Here is a 15,281-nt window from a genome sequence, read left to right as displayed (position 1 = left end):
GTGCGCTTATGCTGTTTCCAGGCGGGTCGGGATTGGCGTCGGATGAGGCGCGTGCAATGAGTCACGAGACGGAAGAGCAGTACCGCAGCATCTTCGAAAATGCCGTCGAGGGCATTTACCAGACCACCGTCGACGGGCGTTACCTCCGGGTCAACCCCGCGCTTGCAGACATCTACGGGTACGCCTCGCCGGATGACCTGATCGCCAACCTCACGGACATCGCCTGCCAGCTCTACGTCGATCCCGGCAAGCGCGAAGCCTTCGCCGACCTCATGGCCCGCCAGGATCGCGTCCACAGTTTCGAGGCGCGCGTCTTTCGCCGCGACGGCACCATCATCTGGATTTCGGAGAGCGCGCGCTGCGTGCGCGATGCCGCCGGCTCCATCCGCTATTACGAAGGCACCGTCCAGGACATCACCGAACGCAAGCAGCATGAGGAGAAGATCCGGCTGCTCGCCACCGTGTTCGACAGCGTCGCCGACGGCATCCTGATCGTCGATCCGGAACTGACCGTCCAGGCGATCAATCCGGCCTATGAGATCATGACCGGCTTCCAGCGGGAGGAGCTGCTGCGCCACCCGCTGGTCCTCTTCGCCCCCGGCTCGCACGAGCGCGACTTCATCGATGCCATCTGGACCACAGCGCGCCAGTCCGGTCGCTGGCAGGGCGAGGTCACCAGCTTCCGCCATTCCGGCGACGCCTTCGCCGCCGCCCTGTCAGTGACGTCGGTCCGCGCACCGAATGGCGTGCTGGAGCATTACGTCCTCACCATCGCCGATATCAGCCAGCGCAAGTCGCAGGAACACCAGATCCGCTATCAGGCCAGCTTCGACCGGCTGACCGACCTGCCCAACCGCTGGCTGGTCTGCGAAAGGCTTGAGGAGGCGATCGTCCGCGCCCAGCGCAGCAAGAGCAAGGTCGCCGTCGCCTTCCTCGATCTCAACCGCTTCAAACAGGTCAACGACACGCTGGGCCACCATGCTGGCGACGAACTGCTGAAGCTGGTGGCGCGGCGGCTGCGCAACTGCACCCGCATGACCGACACCGTCGGCCGGCTGGGCGGGGACGAGTTCCTGATCGTCGCCCCCGACGCCGCCGACCGCTCCGCCGGTGCCCGGCTGGTGGAAAAGGTGCTCTACTCGATGGACGAGCCCTTTGCCGTCCACAATCAGGAGCTGTTCTGCGGTGCATCCATCGGCATCGCCTTCTATCCCGACGACGGCGAGACGGCTGACCAGCTGTTGCGCAACGCCGATCTCGCCATGTACCACGCCAAGCGCAACCCTGAGCACAAGTACGTCTTCTACGACGGCGGGATGCGCGAACGGTCGGGCTTCACGCTCGGGCTGGAGAGCGACCTGCGCCGCGCCACCGGCGGCGGGGAGTTCGAGTTGTATTTCCAGCCGAAGATCGACCTCGTCGGCAACCGCACCATCGGGGCGGAGGCTCTGATCCGCTGGCGCCACCCGATCCGCGGCATGGTCAGCCCGGCAGAGTTCATTCCGCTGGCCGAGGAAACCGGCCTGATCTGGGAAATCGGCGCCTGGACGCTGATCGAATCCTGCCGCCGGCTGGCCGACTGGATAAGCCGCGACCTGCCGATCCCGTCCGTTTCGGTCAACCTGTCGCCGCGCCAGTTCCAGGATGCCCGCCTCGTCGGCTTCGTCCGCAGCGTGGTGGAGTCCGCCGGCATCCCGCCCGGCCGGCTGGAGCTGGAACTGACCGAGGGCGCCATGATCGGCGACATCGAAAAGGCGGTGACCATCCTGNTATTCCTCGCTGGCCTATCTGAAGCGCTTCCCCATCGACACGCTGAAGATCGACCGCAGCTTCGTCCGCGACATCGTCAAGTCCACCACCGATCCGGCCATCGTCGGCACCATCGTGAACCTCGCCGAGAGTCTCGGCTTCGACACCATCGCCGAAGGGGTGGAAACGCAGGAGCAGGCAGACATGCTGCGCCAGCAGCGCTGCACCCGCATCCAGGGCTTTCTGATCAGCCGGCCGCTGCCGGTCGACGAGTTCGAAACCTTCCTCTGCAACAGCGTGGTGCCGGCCTGAGAGGCCATCCGGCTTCAGGCGGTGCCCGTCTGAGAGAAGCCGTCGTTCGGCCTGATTCGCATCGGCGCTTATCTTCATACATTTTCGTGCATCGCTATGCCTTTGGAATCAAAGGAACTCAGCGTCATCCCCGCCTTCGCGGGAATGACGGCCGAGAAAATGCAACTTTGCTCCAATCCCTTACAAGACACTGAATGGTCTGAGTGCCATTGCGCCACTGCGGCGGAAACGGCCGAGAATGGCGCTCCGGTCGGTTCTGACCGCCGCAACCGCTCCGCGCTTCCGGTGACGGTGTTCGCGAAATTTCGATAGTGGTAGGGTTTCCTTTACATTTAGAGTGCGAACCTTAAGTAGACACATAATTTCGCTCTGGCGATATGATGCGTCGGAAACCGCCCGTCCCACAGCGATCCCTGTCGAGGCCCCATGACATCGGACGTCGCACGCTTCCTCGGCTTCGCGTTCGCCAACGCGGATGTGCTGATCGAGGTGGATGCGCGCGGGACCATTGGATTTGCCGCCGGTGCCTTGCAGAATCTCCTGGGCACCACGGACGCCGACCTGATCGGCCAGCCGATAGACAGGGTGGTGGCGGCTGGCGACCGCGGGCTGGTGCGGCGCCTGCTGCGTACCGCCGGCTCCAACCGTCGGCTGCAGTCCCGTGCCGTTTCGCTTGCCGGCGGCGTCCAGGCCAACCTGTGCGGCTATCGGCTCGGCCGTTCCCCCAATGTGCAGCTGACGCTCACGCGGTTGGAGAGCGGCGCCGGCAGCACGGCGCCGCCGGCCCGCGATGCGGAGACCGGGCTTCTCGATCCGGACGCCTTTCAGGCGCAGCTGGGCGAGCGGTTCGGCGTCGATGTCGGCAACGCACCGCCGAAGCTGACGCTGATCAAGATCGCCGATTTCGGCGAGGTGAAGTCGCGGCTCGGGCCCGAATTGACGCTGCGCCTGCTGGGGGAGGTCGGGGCGCTGCTGCGCGTCCATGCCGCCGACGACACCCTGGCGACCCGGCTGGGGGAGGACCGCTTCGGTCTGGTCCATGGCAGCGACGTGTCGGCGGACGCGCTCGCCAGCGAGATCGCGGTGACCGGCGCCGCCCTGCTGCCGGACGGCCAGCCCCTGGCTTCGGAGAACATGACGCTCGACATGTCGGCGCCCGGCCTCAGCCGGGAGGATGCCGGCCGGGTGCTGATGTTCACGGTGAGGAGCTTTGCCGAGGACGGCACCGGCTTTGACATCGCCACCATGCATGACGCGGTGAAACTGCTGGTCGACCAGACGGTGACGCGGGTGACCAGCCTGCGCTCGACACTGACCGACGACCGGCTGAAGCTGCAGTTCCAGCCCATCGTCTCGCTCGCCACCCGCGGGCTGCACCATTACGAGGCGCTGGCCCGCTTCCCCAACGGCGCCCCCGGCCCGACCATCGCCTTCGCCGAGCAGGTGGGCATGGTCCATGACGTCGACCTGCTGGTCTGCGAGAAGGCGCTGGAGGTTCTGGCCGCCGATCCCGGCCCACAGATCGCGGTCAACATGTCGGCCGCATCGCTGGGCAGCGACATCTTCGTCGTCGCCTTCCAGCAACTGGTCGCCCGGAATCCGTCTCTGCGGTCCCGCCTGCTGGTGGAGGTGACGGAATCGACAGGACTGACCGATCTGCCGCGCGCCGCCCGCATCCTGGAGGATCTGCGCCGCGCCGGGCACCGCATCTGTCTGGACGATTTCGGCGCCGGGGCCGCCTCCTTCCCCTATATCCAGGCGCTGCCGGTCGATTTCGTGAAGATCGACGGCAGCTATGTGAAGCGGTTGGGCGGCAGCCCGCGCGACGACGCCATCCTGCGTGCCATGGTGGGGCTGTGCCGGGAGGTCCGCGTGCAGGTGATCGCCGAGATGGTGGAAACCTCCGACCAGGCGGCGCAGCTCAACGCCTGGGGCTTCGAACTGGCTCAGGGCTATCACTTCGGCAGGCCCGCCGACCGCCCGGTGTATCAGGCCCCCGGACTGTTCACGCCGCCGCATCCGCGTCCCGGCCTTGCCGACGGTTGGGTCTGACCGCTTCGACCAAGGTCGTAGGACGAAATCTTTTTCGAATAGGGGGAATGAAAGCGGGAGCCTCCGCGTTCATCCGGTCAAAGGGGAACAACCGCTTCCCGACACCAGGAGGACGCCGGAATGACTGGCCGCTTTGGGTTTGAATTGAAAGCCGTGGTTCTGGGCGCTCTGGTCGCCGGTTCGATGCTGGGGGCCACCGTCAGTCAGGCCGAGGCGCATGACGGTTGGCGCGGGCGAGGCGATTACGGCCGCGAATGGTACGGTCCCGGCCACGGCGGTCCGGATTGGCGTCGCTGGGACCGCCCCCGCCATCACCATCATTGGCGCGATCGCGGCGTCTATTACGCCCCGCCGCCGGTCATCTACGCCCCGCCCCCGCCGCCGCGGGTCATCTACGCCCCGCCGCCGCCGGTCATCTATGCGCCGGCTCCGGTCGCCCCCGGCTTCGGCTTCAGCGTCAACATCCGCTGATCGCGATGCCGGATTCCGCCGGCGAAAAGGACGGCTTCCGGCCGGACGCGTGCCGCATTATGGTGCGCCCGGTTCGGACAGCCGCCCCGCCGGGGCGCAGCAGCCAGGGAGACGGCCTTTGCGGGTTCTTAGTGTGTATGCCGCGGTGGCGGGCAGCCTTCTGATCGCCACCTCCGCCGGCGCGGCGGAGCCCCGCCTGATGGCGGCGCTCGGCAACACGGTTCTGACGATGACCGACATCGGGCCGAAGCACACGCAGGTATCGGTCAACGACAAGCCGGTCTTCGAGGACAAGGAGAGCGAGATGCTGTCCTTCGTCGGCGCCTATTCCCTGAAGGAACGCTGGATCGCCCTGTTCCAGGCCGACACCGGTGCCAAGGATTGCCCGACCCGGTTCCGTATCCTCGAGGTCGGCGGGCCGCAGCCGGTGGTCTCCTATCCCTTCGGCTCCTGCAGCGATGCCGCCCAGGTCACCATCGACAACGACATGCTGACCGTTTCGATGCCGCAGCCGGCCGGCGGCGGCGACGCCGCCTGGACCTATCGCAACGGCAAGATCGGCCGCACGAAGTAGGCGGCTGGCAGGGGTGCCGGCAGGGCTGCGGATCCGGTGTGGCTGGGCGTCGCGCCCGTCGATTGACGGGCGGGGACTCAGCTTTTAAGGTCCGGACCTCCGCACATTCCCGTTCCGGGACAGGAAGTCCGCCCATGACGATCAGCCGGCCAAGCCGCCGCCCCAACAATCCGCTCTTCTCCTCGGGTCCCTGTGCGAAGCGACCGGGCTGGTCGCTCGACGCGCTGGATGGCGCACTGCTCGGCCGTTCGCACCGCTCCAAGCCGGGCAAGGCCAAGCTGAAGGAGGTCATCGACCTCACCCGCGCGGTTCTGGCCATCCCCGGCGATTACCGCATCGGCATCGTCCCGGCCTCCGACACCGGAGCGGTGGAGATGGCGCTGTGGTCGCTGCTGGGCGCCCGCGGCGTCGACATGCTGGCCTGGGAGAGCTTCGGCAAGGAATGGGTGACGGATGTCGCCAAGCAGCTGAAGCTGCCGGACGTCCGCAACCTGATCGCCCCCTATGGCGAGCTGCCGGACCTGTCGGCGGTCGATTTCAGCCGCGACGTGGTCTTCACCTGGAACGGCACCACCGCCGGTGTCCGCGTTCCGGACGGCGACTGGATCCCGGACGATCGCGAAGGGCTGAGCATCTGCGACGCCACCTCCTCGGCCTTCGCCATGGCAATGCCCTGGAACAAGATCGACGTCGCCACCTGGTCCTGGCAGAAGGTGCTTGGCGGCGAGGCGGCGCATGGCATGCTGGTGCTGAGCCCGCGCGCGGTGGAGCGACTGGAGAGCTTCCAGCCCGACCGGCCGCTCCCGAAAATCTTCCGCCTGACCAAGAACGGCAAGCTGATCGAAGGCATCTTCGAAGGCGACACCATCAACACCCCGTCGATGCTCTGCGTCGAGGATGCCATCGACGGCCTGCGCTGGGCCTTGTCGCTGGGCGGCCTGACCCAGCTGATCCGCCGGTCGGAGCAGAATCTGCGCATCGTCGCGGAGTGGGCGGAGGCCAGCAGCTGGGCCGGCTTCCTCGCCAAGGAAACCGCGACCCGCTCCTGCACCTCCATCTGCCTGCGCTTCACCGATCCGGAGGTGACCGCGCTGCCGGAGGACACCCAGGCCGCCTTCGCCAAGACGCTGACCGCGCTGCTGGAGAAGGAGGAGGCCGCCTTCGACGCCGGTTCCTACCGCGACGCGCCTCCGGGCCTGCGCCTGTGGGGCGGCGCCACGGTGGAAAACGAGGATATGGAGGCGGTTCTGCCCTGGCTCGATTGGGCCTTCGCCACCGTCAAGGCGGAGATGCTCGGCTCCAAGCAGGCCTGATGCTGCGCGCAGCAAAGCACGAAGCGGAAGCCGGGCCTTAGTCCACAGGCCCGTTCGACCCGGTCGAAAGGCCCTGCCGTGGCGTGAAAGCCACAGCGGGGCCTTTTGCGTCGGTGAAATTTGTGCTGTGCAGCAAAGGCTCGGGCCAAGCGCCGTTCGTACGCAGCAGCATTTCTGCACCAGTGTGTCCGGTCCGACGCGGATTTCGGCTGGCGGGCTTGACCATGGTTATCCACAGAACCGTGGACAAGCTGGTGGATAACCCTGTTGAACCATCGGTCGCGCCTATCCGGAAGCCGCCGTGGTGGAACGCGGGCCGATTCGCCGGCCGGCTCGCCGAACGGGCGGCCTGGCTCTCCGGTTGAGGCGCTGCCCTATCCCGAAGATGGTCTGGCGATCCTGTGGTTGTGTCCCGACCCTTAGAGCGGGAAATCCGGCGGCTCCGCTGCGCTGCGGCGGGACCGGTCACAACGAACGAAGGGCTTGGACGGACCATGGCGCACTACCTCATCACCGGCGGCTGCGGGTTCATCGGCTCGCATCTGGCCGACCGGCTGCTGGCCGACGGGCATCGGGTGACGATCCTCGACAACCTGTCGAGCGGCCGGCTGGACAACAAGCCGGAGGCGGCGGCGCTGGTGGTGGGCGACGTTGCCGACCCCGATGCGGTGCGCGAGGCGATGGCCGGCGACGATGGCGAAGGGGTGGACGGCGTCTTCCACCTTGCCGCCGTCGCGTCCGTGCAGAAATCGCGGGAGCTGTGGGCGGAGACCCACCGCACCAACCTGCTGGGCACCGTCACCGTCTTCGAGGCGGCGCGCGACGCCAGGCGCGGCGGGCCGATCCCCGTGGTCTACGCCTCGTCAGCCGCCATATACGGCGACAACACCAACACGCCCCTGAGCGAGGACGAGCTTCCGCGTCCGCTGTCTGCTTATGGCGTCGACAAGTTGGGCTGCGAAATGCATGCCCGCGTCGCATGGTCGATCCAGGGAGTGGCGACGGTCGGTTTCCGCTTCTTCAACGTCTATGGGCCGCGGCAGGACCCGATGTCGCCCTACAGCGGCGTGATCTCCATTTTCGCCCGCCGGGTGGCGCGCGGTGAGGATGTGGAGATCCATGGCGACGGCCAGCAGGTCCGCGATTTCGTCTTCGTCGGCGATGTTGTGCGCATCCTGGCGCTGGCGATGGATCGGCGCTTTGCCGGCGCGCAGGTGTACAATCTCTGTACCGGCCGCGCCACTTCGCTGGTGATGCTGTTGGACGTCCTGCAGGAGCTGTGCGGCAGCAACGTGCGCCGCCGCCACTCGGAACCGCGGGCCGGCGACATCCGAGTGTCGATCGGCGACCCGTCGCTGATGCGTTCCACCTTCGACACGGTCTGCCAGGTCGGCCTTCTCCAGGGGCTGAGCGCCACCTTGACCGGCCGCATGCCTTGAGGTCGGGCGAGCTACCGGAGTATGAGGGGGACGAAAGATTCAGGTGAGCAGAGCATGACGAAGGCGGCGTCGGAATCCCCCTCTCCCCCCCAGGGAGAGGGCCGGGGAGAGGGCCGGGGTGAGGGGGATGTGCCGCGACATGCGGTCGGCCATCGGCCCCCCCTCACCCTAACCCTCTCCCCGGGGGGGAGAGGGGAATGGTCCTGGGTGCGCTGAGGTGGCCCGCCGAGGTTCCCTGACCCTGCGGGGGCTGTTCGTCGTGCTTGCCGTGCTGGCCGCCGTCGCACTGGCGGAACGGCTGCATGTCCTGCCGCCCGGCACGCTCGACGGTCTGCTGGGCCAGGAGACTCAGCGCCCCCGCCAGCCGCGCAAGCAGGAGATTGCCGAACCGCCGCCGCCGATCGTCGCCCGGGCCACCGACCGGATCGATTATGCCGAGGTGACCCGCCAGCTCGACGCCATCCGGGTGGAGCCGGAACGGCGCCGCGGCTATGAGCGGGAGGAGTGGCCGCACTGGCTGGCGCTGGAGGGTGGTTGTCTGAACGCGCGTGAAAAGGTGCTGATCCGCGACTCCCGCCGCCCGGCGACGCTGGACGCCAAGGGCTGCAGCGTGAAGGCCGGCGACTGGATCGACCCCTATACCGGGGAACGCTTCACCGATCCCCAGATGGTCGACATCGACCACCGGGTTCCGCTGGAGGAGGCCTATGCCAGCGGCGGCTACGACTGGAGCCGGGAACGGCGCGCAGCCTACGCCAACGACACCAGCGATCCGCGAACCCTCCTGGTTTCCAGCCGGGAAGCCAACCGTGCCAAGGGCTCCAAGGGGCCGGAGGAGTGGCTGCCGCCGAAGCGCGACGGCATCTGCCTCTATGTCGCCGACTGGATCCTGGTGAAGGCGCGCTGGGGGCTGGCGATGGACGAGCGGGAGCGGGTGACCGTCGGCAACATCCTGAACGACTGCCGCGCGTCGGCCGGCCGCCAGCGCTGACGGCACTCTGCCCCGTGGCATGCGAAACATTGTTTCGCATACCGCCAGTTTCGCGGTACGGTTCGGGCCGGAAACGGGAGGATGCTGTGAGCGCAGGACATGACGGCCTGGGGCGGGCCCTGTGGCGGGAGAGCGCTGCCGGCTTGGCGGCAAGGCTGGCGCGGCGGGAACTGTCGGCGCGGGAGGCGGTCGAGGTGCATCTGGCGCGCATCGCGGCGAAGGAGCCGGCGCTGTCCGCCTTCATCACCGTCGCCGCCGACCACGCCCTGGCCCGTGCCGAGGCGCTGGACGCCGCCCCGGCGCCGGTCGGGCCGCTGCATGGGCTGCCGGTGGCGGTGAAGGACCTGACCGACACCGGCGGCATCCGCACCACCTACGGCTCGGCGCTCTACGCCGAACATGTGCCGGCCAGCAGCGACATCGCCGTTGCGCGGATCGAGGCGGCGGGCGGCATCGTCATCGGCAAGACCAACACCCCGGAATTCGGCTTCGGCGCCGTTTGCCGCAACCGCCTGTACGGCCCGACCCGCAACCCCGTCGATCCCACCCTCACCTCTGGCGGGTCGAGCGGCGGGTCGGCGGTGGCGGTCGCCGTCGGCATGGCGCCGTTGGCACACGGCACCGACTTCGGCGGATCGGTGCGGGTGCCGGCCAGCTTCTGCGGCATCGCCTCCATCCGGCCGACGCCGGGACTGATCCCGGCGCCGGGCCGCGCCCTGGGCTGGGACACGCTGGCGACCCACGGTGTGCTGGCGCGCGATACCGAAGACTGCGCGCTGCTGCTGTCGGCGATGGCCGGCAGCGACCTGCGCGATCCGACCTCGCTGTTCGGCGACCGCGACGACGGATCGGAATCGCGGCTGGGCGCCACCGCCGATTTCGGTGCGGCCACCGTTTCCCAGGCGGTGCGGGAACGCTTCGCCGCTGCGGTCGACCGGCTGGAACGCGTCGTCGGGCCGGTGGCGCGCCGCCATCCCGACTGCGGCGATGCCATGGCGACCTTCCGCACGCTGCGCGCCGCGCAGACCCGACACGCCTTCGGGCCGATGCTGGCAAGACATGGCGACGATCTGACCGACACCATCCGCTGGAACATCGAGGCCGGCGCCGGCATCGCCGCCGACGCCTATCTCGAGGCGCAGGCCGCCCGCACCGCCCTATACCGCCGCTTCGTGGCGCTGTTCGAGGACATCGACGTGCTGGCCGCCCCCGCCTGCGGCGTGCTGCCCTGGCCGAATGCGGACGGCGAGGTGACGGAGATCGACGGGCGGCCGGTGGAGACCATCCTCGACTATCTTGGCGTCACCGCCATCGTCACGCTGATCGGCTTTCCGGTGCTCACTTTGCCGGTCGGCGGAGAAGGGCTGCCCTTCGGCATCCAGCTGATCGCCCGGCCGGGCGAGGAGCGGCGCCTGATTCGCCTGGGCCGCCTGCTGGAGCGGGAGGCGGGCTTCGTCCATCATTGGCTTGAAAGCTGAGGAGATGACCGGCATGGCTGGAAGACTGCAGGGCAAGACCGCCATCGTCACCGCCGCGGCGCAGGGCATGGGGCGCGCCGCCGCCCTTGCCTTCGCGTCAGAGGGCGCCAGCGTCCTTGCGACCGACATCAACGACGGCCTGCTGGAGGATCTGGCCGGCACCCCCGGCATCGTCACCCGCCGGCTCGACGTCTGCGATCCTGTGGCGATCCAGGCCTTCGCGGCGGAGGTGCCGGCGCCGTCGGTGCTGTTCAACTGCGCCGGCTATGTCCATGCCGGCACCGTGCTGGACTGCGACGAGGATGCGTTCGACTTTTCCGTCACGCTGAACGTCCGCTCGATGTACCGGATGATCCGCGCCTTCCTTCCGGGAATGCTGGAGGCGGGCGGCGGATCGGTGATCAACATGTCGTCGGTCGCCTCCTCTATCATCGGGGCGCCGAACCGCTTCATCTACGGCACCACCAAGGCCGCGGTGGTCGGCCTGACCAAGTCGGTCGCCGCCGATTACGTCACCCGCGGGATCCGGGTGAACGCCATCTGCCCCGGCACGGTGGACAGCCCGTCGCTGCACGACCGCATGCGGGCACTGGGCGATTACGACACCGCGCGTGCCGCTTTCGTAGCGCGCCAGCCGATGGGGCGGCTCGGCACCGCGGAAGAGGTGGCGAAGCTGGCCGTCTATCTCGCCTCCGACGAGTCCGCCTTCATGACCGGGCAGGCGATCGCCATCGACGGCGGCTGGTCCAACACCTGAGCGGCCGCGGGGCAGGGGGCGGCCATATCCGCGCTTGAAGGCGACGCCTCCTCTTTTCCATCCGCCGCATTTATGGTAAACAGACACGCATGGTTGAGACCCGACGCACAGGCGACCGTTCGAACGAGCCGATCCGCTCCGACTCAGGCGGCGGTCGGGTTGCCGCGTCCGGCGCTCGCGCGCGGGCGGATGGGGTCGTCCCGCAGGGGCGGCAGCGCATCCCCAGCCTGCGCGAACTGGCCGCCCTCGTGGTCAACGGGGTGCTGACCCTGCCGCGCAACTACCGCCGCGGCATGTTCCTCGACGTTCAGGTGTAGGCCGCCACATCCGGCCCGAACAGGCGCTCCAACAGGACCGGCGGCAGTTCGTACTGCGGCAGGCACAGGCTGGTGCTGCGGGCGTGCAGCATGTGCAGGCACAGCCCCTCCGCATCGGGAAAGCTGCCGACGCGGAAACGCTCGCGCGCGGCCTTGAAGAACGGTGCGTCCTCGCAGGCATTCACCGCGGGAAAACGCACCGCTTCCCAGACCGCGCGGCGGTAGGCGTAGGAAAAGCCATAGCCGTCGAGATTGTCGGGGGAGGGCGGGGCATCCGCCGCGTCCACATAGCGGCAGCCCTGCCGTCCCCAACGGTGGTGCGAGCCGCCTTGCGCGGTGTCCCAATAGCCCAAGCGCCGGTGTTCCATGCTGTAAAGGAACCAGCCCGACAGCTTCACCAGATCATGCCCCCTCTCCAGCCAGCCCAGCACGCGCTCCACATAGACGGGCGCGTAGAAGTCATCGTCGTCCATATGGACGATCACGGAACCCTTGGAATGTTCGGCAAGGATGTTGCGCTTCTCGCCGATGGCATAGCGGCTGGGCGAGTAGAAATACTTCAGCCGCGGATTCGCCAGCGGCTTCAGATAGGCCGATGGGCGCGGGCTGTCGTCGAACACCAGCCACTCGATCTCGGGATGGGTCTGCGCCTCGATGCAGGCATGCAGGCGGGGCAGGAAGTCCTCCCGCTGCCAGGTGGGCGTGATGATGCTGACGAGCGGGGTGGCTGGGATTGGCTCTGTGGTCATGGTCGTTTCTTGCCCGCGCGGGTGCCCTGCGTGTAGACAGGCTTCAGGATAGCACCGGCCATGGGCCTGGGGTGATCGGAAGAAAGGGAAGATAGTCCGTGGGAGTGATCGACCGCATCTGGATCGTCTTCGCCGCGCTCAATGGCGCCGTCGCGGTCGCCGCCGGCGCCTATGCGAGCCATGGGCTGGCTGGCCAGCCACAGGCGCAGGAGTGGTTTCGTACCGCCGGGCTGTATCAGATGGCGCATGCGCTGGCGCTGGTTCTGCTGGTGGCGCTGGCCGGGCGGATGTCCGGGCGGACGGGCGCGCAGCTGCTGGCCTTGCGGGCGGCGGGATGGCTGTTCTGTACCGGGATCCTGCTGTTCTGCGGCACGCTCTATGCGTTGGCCACGGTGGGGCCGCTGCCGGTGCCGATGACGGCTCCCGCCGGAGGATGGAGTTTCATGCTGGGATGGGTGGCGCTGGCGGCCGCGGCACTGCTGGCGCGCGACTGAGGCTTGCGCCCCTCGGTGCGGGTGTGCGGTTCGCTGGTTCAACCGGCCGCGGCGATGCGCAGATCGGAAGTGTCGCTGCCTGGATCATTCGCAGAATCACCGTCGCGGCCGTCGGCTGCGTCCTCCGCCGGGAGGCAGTAGAGGCCGTGCAGCGTCGTCATGATCGTCTGGGCCTCGTGACCGTTCAGCGAGTAATAGATGTTCTGGGCGCTGCGACGCGTGCGGACCAGGTTGTCGTTGCGCAGCCGGGCCAGATGCTGCGACAGCGCCGATTGGCTCAGTCCGACCAGATCCTCCAGTTCGCCCACCGACCGCTCGCCCTGGCTCAGGTGGCACAGGATAAGAAGGCGCCGCTCATTGCACATCGCCTTCAGCAGTGCGCTCGCCCGGCGGGCGTTTGCCTGCAAATCCTCGATCTTCATCGCTTTCCCGTTGCCCTGTCCGTTCCGCTTCGTTTTGCAACCGGGCTGTCGTTGCGCGGCCCGGTAAAGAAAAATGCTCGTATCCTAGTATATTCGTACCGCACGGGAATTGTCCACCTGTGGGATTCCGTCACCCGGACCGTGGCGCCGATTGTCTCAGCACCGGCTTGGCCGCTGCCATTACCGCCAAGCACCGCTTTTTTCTCGCAAAACGGAACTATAACCTGAAGGATTGATCATCCGATGGTTGCGTTCTGCGAATGTAGGGTCCTTGATGGCTCATCGGCCGATGACACTGGCCGGCAGGTGGGATAGCATTTCGGTCATGACAGATCATCCGTTGGATACCAAGGGCTTACAGTGCCCTCTCCCCGTCCTGCGCGCCCGCAAGGCGATCAGGGCCATCGCTATCGGCGACACCCTGACCGTGGAGGCCACCGATCCCGGCGCCCGCAAGGATTTTCCCGCCTTTTGCGAGGCGACGGGCAACCGTCTGCTGTCGGTTGCCGAACAGGACGGTGTCCTCCGCTTCGTCATCGAGCGGACGGCGTGATTTCAGCCCGCTCCTCCTTGGCCCGCTCCGTCCCGGCCCATCGTTGCGGTTGCGATCGTATCGTGTCACGGATTGCCCCGGCACCCGAAAGTGGGCTGTGACGAATCGTCCTGGATTCAGCCTGTACTTTCATTAGCGATCCAGGAAGAATGGTTTTTGGAAACGCTGCAAACGCCACCCGAAAATCAACGATAACGACCGAAAAATCGATGTTCACCACCCTGTTCACCCACCCGGCGTGCCTGGAGCACGACACGGGTCTCGGTCATCCCGAATGCTCCGACCGCCTGCGTGCCGTGCTCGCCGCGCTGGAAACGGAGGAGTTCCACATGCTGGAACGGCAGGAGGCGCCGCGCGCCACGGTGGAACAGCTCCTGCGCGCACATCCGCAGGGGCACATCGACCGCGTGCTGTCGCTGATCCCCGAGGTGGAGCATGCCGGCGTCGATGCCGACACGGTCGTCTCGCCCGGATCGGGGGAGGCGGCGCTGCGTGCGGCCGGCGCGGTCTGCGCCGCGGTCGACGCGGTGGCGACCGGCCAGTCGCGCAACGCCTTCTGCGCCGTGCGCCCGCCCGGCCATCATGCGGAGCGGGACAAGGCGATGGGCTTCTGCCTGTTCAACAACGCGGCGGTCGGCGCCTATCACGCCCGTGCCGCGCACGGGTTGCAGCGCGTGGCGGTGATGGACTTCGACGTCCATCACGGCAACGGCACGCAGGACATCCTGCAGCACGATCCGGACATGCTCTATTGCTCCACCCACCAATCGCCGCTCTATCCCGGCACGGGGGATGCGGGAGAAAAGGGCGAGTACGGCAATTGCGTCAACGCGCCGCTGCCAGCCATGGCGGGGTCGCCGGAGTTCCGGCATGCCATGACGCACGTCATCCTGCCGGCCATCGACCATTTCAAGCCGGACCTGCTCATTATCTCCGCCGGATTCGACGCCCATTCGCGCGATCCTTTGGCCGGTCTGCACCTGATCGACGATGACTTCGTCTGGGCCACCCGCAAGCTGGGCGAACTGGCCCGCACCCATTGCGGGGCGCGCATCGTCTCGGTGCTGGAGGGGGGCTACAACCTGCGCGCCCTTGCTTCCGCCAGCGCCGCCCATGTGCGCGAATTGATGTACTGCTGACATGCGGCTTTCCGGGCGGTCGGGCGCTCCGGTCTTCCGAAAGGGGGAGGGGCAGCCCGAACGCATAGGCCGCACATAGGCCGCAATGGCCGGGGTAACTGAGTGCCTCGGGCCTTGCGCCGGACGTGGGCGGGGCATACCTTCGCGGGCTTGAGGTTCCATCGATGGTTCTGCCCGACATGCCCCCTTCCACGACGTCTTCCGCCCCCGTCTCCGGCGCCGCCCTTCCGCCCGACATCGCCGTCCTCAGCTTCGAGGATGCGCTCGCCGAACTGGAGCGGATCGTCCGCCAGCTCGAGGAAGGGCGCGGCAAGCTCGACGACGCCATCTCCTCCTACGAGCGGGGCACGGCGCTGAAGCGCCATTGCGAGATGAAGCTGCGCGAGGCGCAGGCCAAGATCGACCGCATCACCGTGAGCGCCGACGGCTCCCTCGGCACCGAACCCGCCCGGATCGACTGACGTGCAGACC

General features: G+C 67.6%; 16 protein-coding genes and 1 pseudogene. 15 read left to right on the top strand and 2 right to left on the bottom strand.

Annotated elements, in window-relative coordinates; all coding sequences use genetic code 11:
• Nucleotides 1-8 precede the first annotated feature (8 nt).
• The 11 genes and pseudogenes from A6A40_RS29545 to A6A40_RS29500 form a co-directional block, all read left to right on the top strand.
• Nucleotides 9-1,769 (top strand): annotated as a pseudogene (locus A6A40_RS29545) (sensor domain-containing protein); the annotation flags it as partial.
• Between the two features lies 1 nt (nt 1,770).
• Nucleotides 1,771-2,061: EAL domain-containing protein (locus A6A40_RS32045; protein ID WP_236784144.1), on the top strand; the 291-nt coding region annotated here is incomplete at its 5' end.
• 426 nt (nt 2,062-2,487) lie between these two features.
• Nucleotides 2,488-4,113, top strand: a complete 1,626-nt coding sequence (locus tag A6A40_RS29540; protein ID WP_108549374.1) for an EAL domain-containing protein — start codon at nt 2,488-2,490, stop codon at nt 4,111-4,113.
• 120 nt (nt 4,114-4,233) lie between these two features.
• Nucleotides 4,234-4,584 (top strand): hypothetical protein, encoded by a 351-nt coding sequence (locus A6A40_RS29535; RefSeq protein ID WP_167562553.1) that lies wholly within the window; start codon nt 4,234-4,236, stop codon nt 4,582-4,584.
• Between the two features lie 118 nt (nt 4,585-4,702).
• The gene (locus tag A6A40_RS29530) at nt 4,703-5,158 is read left to right on the top strand and encodes a hypothetical protein (RefSeq protein WP_236784143.1); all 456 of its coding nucleotides are present in this window, start codon (nt 4,703-4,705) and stop codon (nt 5,156-5,158) included.
• Between the two features lie 134 nt (nt 5,159-5,292).
• A complete protein-coding gene (locus A6A40_RS29525) occupies nt 5,293-6,471 on the top strand; it encodes a phosphoserine transaminase (protein ID WP_108549372.1) in 1,179 nt (392 codons plus the stop codon).
• Between the two features lie 494 nt (nt 6,472-6,965).
• Complete coding sequence (locus A6A40_RS29520; RefSeq protein WP_108549371.1) at nt 6,966-7,910, top strand: SDR family NAD(P)-dependent oxidoreductase; 945 nt, start codon at nt 6,966-6,968, stop codon at nt 7,908-7,910.
• A gap of 217 nt (nt 7,911-8,127) precedes the next feature.
• Nucleotides 8,128-8,901, top strand: coding sequence for an HNH endonuclease family protein (locus A6A40_RS29515; protein ID WP_108549370.1), 774 nt, complete (start codon nt 8,128-8,130; stop codon nt 8,899-8,901).
• A gap of 86 nt (nt 8,902-8,987) precedes the next feature.
• Complete coding sequence (locus A6A40_RS29510) at nt 8,988-10,379, top strand: amidase (RefSeq protein WP_236784142.1); 1,392 nt, start codon at nt 8,988-8,990, stop codon at nt 10,377-10,379.
• A gap of 13 nt (nt 10,380-10,392) precedes the next feature.
• A complete protein-coding gene (locus A6A40_RS29505) occupies nt 10,393-11,136 on the top strand; it encodes an SDR family oxidoreductase (RefSeq protein ID WP_108549540.1) in 744 nt (247 codons plus the stop codon).
• 89 nt (nt 11,137-11,225) lie between these two features.
• Nucleotides 11,226-11,453 carry a hypothetical protein gene (locus A6A40_RS29500; protein WP_108549369.1) on the top strand — a complete coding sequence of 76 codons (228 nt, stop codon included), beginning with the start codon at nt 11,226-11,228 and terminating at the stop codon, nt 11,451-11,453.
• Here A6A40_RS29500 and A6A40_RS29495 read toward each other — a convergent pair.
• Entirely contained in the window at nt 11,444-12,202 is a 759-nt protein-coding gene (locus A6A40_RS29495) for a glycosyltransferase family 2 protein (RefSeq protein WP_108549368.1), read from the bottom strand. The genes A6A40_RS29500 and A6A40_RS29495 overlap by 10 nt on opposite strands.
• 98 nt (nt 12,203-12,300) lie before the next feature.
• On the opposite strand from A6A40_RS29495, the gene A6A40_RS29490 reads away from it, so the two are divergent.
• Entirely contained in the window at nt 12,301-12,696 is a 396-nt protein-coding gene (locus tag A6A40_RS29490; RefSeq protein WP_108549367.1) for a DUF423 domain-containing protein, read from the top strand.
• Nucleotides 12,697-12,734: 38 nt separating this feature from the next.
• Here A6A40_RS29490 and A6A40_RS29485 read toward each other — a convergent pair whose 3' ends face one another.
• The gene (locus tag A6A40_RS29485) at nt 12,735-13,118 is read right to left on the bottom strand and encodes an ArsR/SmtB family transcription factor (RefSeq protein ID WP_108549366.1); all 384 of its coding nucleotides are present in this window, start codon (nt 13,116-13,118) and stop codon (nt 12,735-12,737) included.
• A 325-nt stretch (nt 13,119-13,443) separates the two neighbouring features.
• Between A6A40_RS29485 and A6A40_RS29480 the strand changes: the two genes are divergently transcribed.
• The 3 genes from A6A40_RS29480 to A6A40_RS29470 all read left to right on the top strand — a co-directional run bounded on the left by A6A40_RS29480 (nt 13,444) and on the right by A6A40_RS29470 (nt 15,271).
• Nucleotides 13,444-13,671 (top strand): sulfurtransferase TusA family protein, encoded by a 228-nt coding sequence (locus A6A40_RS29480; RefSeq protein WP_108549365.1) that lies wholly within the window; start codon nt 13,444-13,446, stop codon nt 13,669-13,671.
• A gap of 209 nt (nt 13,672-13,880) precedes the next feature.
• Nucleotides 13,881-14,810 (top strand): histone deacetylase family protein, encoded by a 930-nt coding sequence (locus A6A40_RS29475; protein ID WP_108549364.1) that lies wholly within the window; start codon nt 13,881-13,883, stop codon nt 14,808-14,810.
• A 164-nt stretch (nt 14,811-14,974) separates the two neighbouring features.
• Nucleotides 14,975-15,271 (top strand): exodeoxyribonuclease VII small subunit, encoded by a 297-nt coding sequence (locus tag A6A40_RS29470; RefSeq protein WP_108549363.1) that lies wholly within the window; start codon nt 14,975-14,977, stop codon nt 15,269-15,271.
• The last annotated feature ends 10 nt before the right edge of the window (nt 15,272-15,281 follow it).

Origin of the sequence: Azospirillum humicireducens, from assembly GCF_001639105.2 — a bacterium.
In the GTDB taxonomy this organism is placed as follows: Bacteria; Pseudomonadota; Alphaproteobacteria; order Azospirillales; family Azospirillaceae; genus Azospirillum; species Azospirillum humicireducens.
This window is presented reverse-complemented; position numbering and strand designations above follow the sequence as displayed.